A 2,843-nucleotide genomic window follows, 5' to 3' on the forward strand; every position below is an offset into this window, starting at 1 on the left:
AAACCAAAAAATCGGGGGGGCTGGTAATTTTTTTTATACGACCGGGGGGGGGGCACCCCGGGGGGGGGGGGTTTCACCCCCCCCCGGCCACTCTTCGTGTTCCTGGAACCCCCAGCGCCTACCTGGTCACGATGACGGACTGGAGGGCACCGGTGCCGGTGTCGTAGATCCCGTGGACCTGCTGCCCGTAGGCGAAGGCCCTCTGGACCACGTCGTGGGTGACCGGGTCGGGGTGCACGAGCCGGCGCCAGCCGTTGTCGATGAACAGGTACAGCGCCCGCGGCTGGCCCGGGAGCGGGGTCACGACGTCCTGGAAGTGCTGGGCCGTGCCGATGGCCAGCGTCCGGGTCTCGACGGCGCTCGGCAGGATCAGCGGCTCACCCTGCTGGATCTGCTGGTGCTGCTGCCCGCCGAGCTGCTGGAGCAGTTGCTGGAACGGCTGCTGCTGGCCGAGCTGCTGAAGCTGCTGCTGCAGGTGCTGCGGAACCTGCTGCCCGATCTCGTGCCGGTTGAAGGGCTGCCCGATCTGCTGCCCGATCTGCTGCCCGATCTGCATCTGACCGGCCGGCATCTGCTGCCCGAACTGCGTCTGCTGACCGGCCGGCATCTGCTGACCGATGGGCATCTGCTGCCCGAACGGCTGCTGTTGGGCGATGCCCTGCTGCTGGTAGGGCGACGTGCTCGGGTACTGCTGCTGACCCTGCTGACCCTGCTGACCCTGCTGGCTCATCTGCGGGATCGTGCTCATGCGGGGTGCCACCTTCCATCCATGGTTGGTTGCGTTCCGTCTCGGTCCGGTGGGACCACGTCCTCAGCCCGTGACGACCAGGCCGACGATGTCGTCGTCCGAGAACCAGACCCGTACGTCGGGCCGTCCCGCCGCGAAGGCGGAGTGCACCGCCTGCCGGATCTCGGGGGACGGGTGGTCGAGGTTGCGCCAGGCGCCGGACACGTACAGCCGGAGCCTCGGCGGGAGTTCGTGCGGATACGGCAGCAGCTCGTCCCAGTACCGCTCGGCGCGGCCCGAGCCGACCGCCTCCGGCAGCAGCCGGGTGACCGCCGCCTTGATGTCCGGCCGGCTTCCGATCCGCTGGGAGGCGGGCCGGCCCGGCGCGTCCTGCTGCGGGGAACCGGTGCCCCGCAGCAGGACACGCGCACGTTCCGAGGACATCGGCGGCCGGCCCGCGGCCTTGAGCATGCCCTGCAGCGCGGCCAGGGCGCCGACCACCACCGGGGAGGCGGAAGAGGTCCCGGAGAACGTGTCCGTGTACCAGGTGATCTCCTCGGCCCCGCCCTGCAGATCGCCGGGCCGGTCCCAGAAGCCACCGGTGGTCGTGACCTCGCGTCCCCAGCCCTGAGCGTCCACGCGGGCGCCGTAGTTGGAGAACGCGAGCCGTGAACGGTCCGGCCCGTGGTCGCGGCCGTGGGTGCCGGGCGGCGGCGCTCCCGCGCCGACCAGGATCGCCCCGGAGGACGGGTTGGAGGGGTTGAAGGGATTGCGCCACCACTCGGGGAACTCCGCCGGCCGGCGTTCGTAGAGAGCGTCGTCCAGCGACTCGCCGCCGTTGCCGGCGGCCGCCACCACGAGGATGCCCCGGGAGGTCGCGTCCTGGATGGCCGCGAAGTCGTCGGGCCACCACTCGAGTGCGATGTAGCCCTCCTGGCTGTCGCGCTCCTCGAAGTCGAACCGGGGCCCCGGAGCGTGCAGTTCGACCAGGATGATGTCGCCGGGGCCCAGCCGTTCCGCCGCCGCGTGGATCGCCGCGGCCGTCCCGATGCCCCGGAACGACGCGGCCGCCGTCACGGCCTCCGGCGCGATGCCGGTGATCCCGTGCTCGTTGCGGTCGCCGCCGATCACGCCGATGACCGCGGTGCCGTGGTTGCGCCAGGCGAGGTCCGTGTGCGGCGTGCCGACGACGACCCCGGCGAGCTTCGACGCCAGGTCCTCGTGCCCGAGCTGCCAGGCGCCCTCGACGTCGATCACGGTGACGCCCCGTCCCGCACCGCCCGGCCGCTGCCACGCCCAGTACGCGTCGACGCCTTCGGGCGCCGGGCGCAGGTATCCCTGCCTGCTGGTGAAGTCGGGGGTGACCGGCGCTCCTTCCTTCAGCCGCCGGCCGTCGTCGGTGCTCCGGCCGGTCCACGCCGCCGGTTCCGGCGCCGCGGGAACGGCGCCGGGCTTCACGTACGCCGCGTCGATCCCCGGCAGCGCGGCGATCCGGGCCCGCAGTTCCTGGGCGCGGCTGCGCGCGCCGCGCAGCCGGTAGAAGAGCGCGAGGTCGGGTCCGCTGCCAGTGCCCGCCTCCGTGGACTGCCGGAGCCGGTCCTCGCTGCCGAACAGCGGCTCCAGGACGAGCTGTTCGTCGCTGAGGAACATGCCGAGGGCGGAGACGTCGGCGCCCGCCGCCGACCGGACGCCCTCGGCCCGTGCGCGCAGCCTGGCCTCCGGACGGGCGACGACGATCAGCTCCTGCTCGGCTCCTCGGTAGGTGAATCCGGCTCCGTCGGGCCCCGGCCCGGTCGTTCCCGGGCCGTGCGCCGGCTGTACCTGGTCGGTCATCGCGTACCGCTCCCTTCGATCCCTGGGTGCCGGTCCCTGCGTGTGCCGTACGCCGCACAACCTGGCACGCCCTCGGCATCCCGTCCACCCCGAATTCGCCAACTTGGTTTGAGAACAAGTTGAATTGGGCAACGTGTGCAATCCGTCCTGAAACAGATGTCACGCCGAATTCACGCCAAAGGCCAAGGAGACGGATGTCATGCCGTGGGACGGCAGTGGCGGTCGGACAGGCGGAGGGGCAGGCAGGCGGAACGAAGGGCGGTCAGGCGGAAGGGGCGGTACG

General features: G+C 71.7%; 2 protein-coding genes. Both read right to left on the reverse strand.

From position 1 onward, the window contains the following. Positions 1-118: 118 nt before the first annotated feature. Positions 119-748 carry a hypothetical protein gene (locus ACFXGX_RS43140; RefSeq protein WP_384803960.1) on the reverse strand — a complete coding sequence of 210 codons (630 nt, stop codon included), beginning with the start codon at positions 746-748 and terminating at the stop codon, positions 119-121. Positions 749-811: 63 nt separating this feature from the next. Next, the gene (locus tag ACFXGX_RS43145; protein WP_384803963.1) at positions 812-2,560 is read right to left on the reverse strand and encodes a S8 family peptidase; all 1,749 of its coding nucleotides are present in this window, start codon (positions 2,558-2,560) and stop codon (positions 812-814) included. Positions 2,561-2,843: the final 283 nt, after the last annotated feature.

This window comes from Streptomyces sp. NPDC059371 (assembly GCF_042751995.1).
Taxonomy (GTDB): domain Bacteria; phylum Actinomycetota; class Actinomycetes; order Streptomycetales; family Streptomycetaceae; genus Streptomyces.

Excerpts from the sequence above, each read along its gene's own strand:
- ACFXGX_RS43140 (WP_384803960.1), bottom strand. The coding sequence starts at position 748 with ATGAGCACGATCCCGCAGATGAGCCAGCAGGGTCAGCAGGGTCAGCAG.
- ACFXGX_RS43145 (WP_384803963.1), bottom strand. The coding sequence starts at position 2,560 with ATGACCGACCAGGTACAGCCGGCGCACGGCCCGGGAACGACCGGGCCG.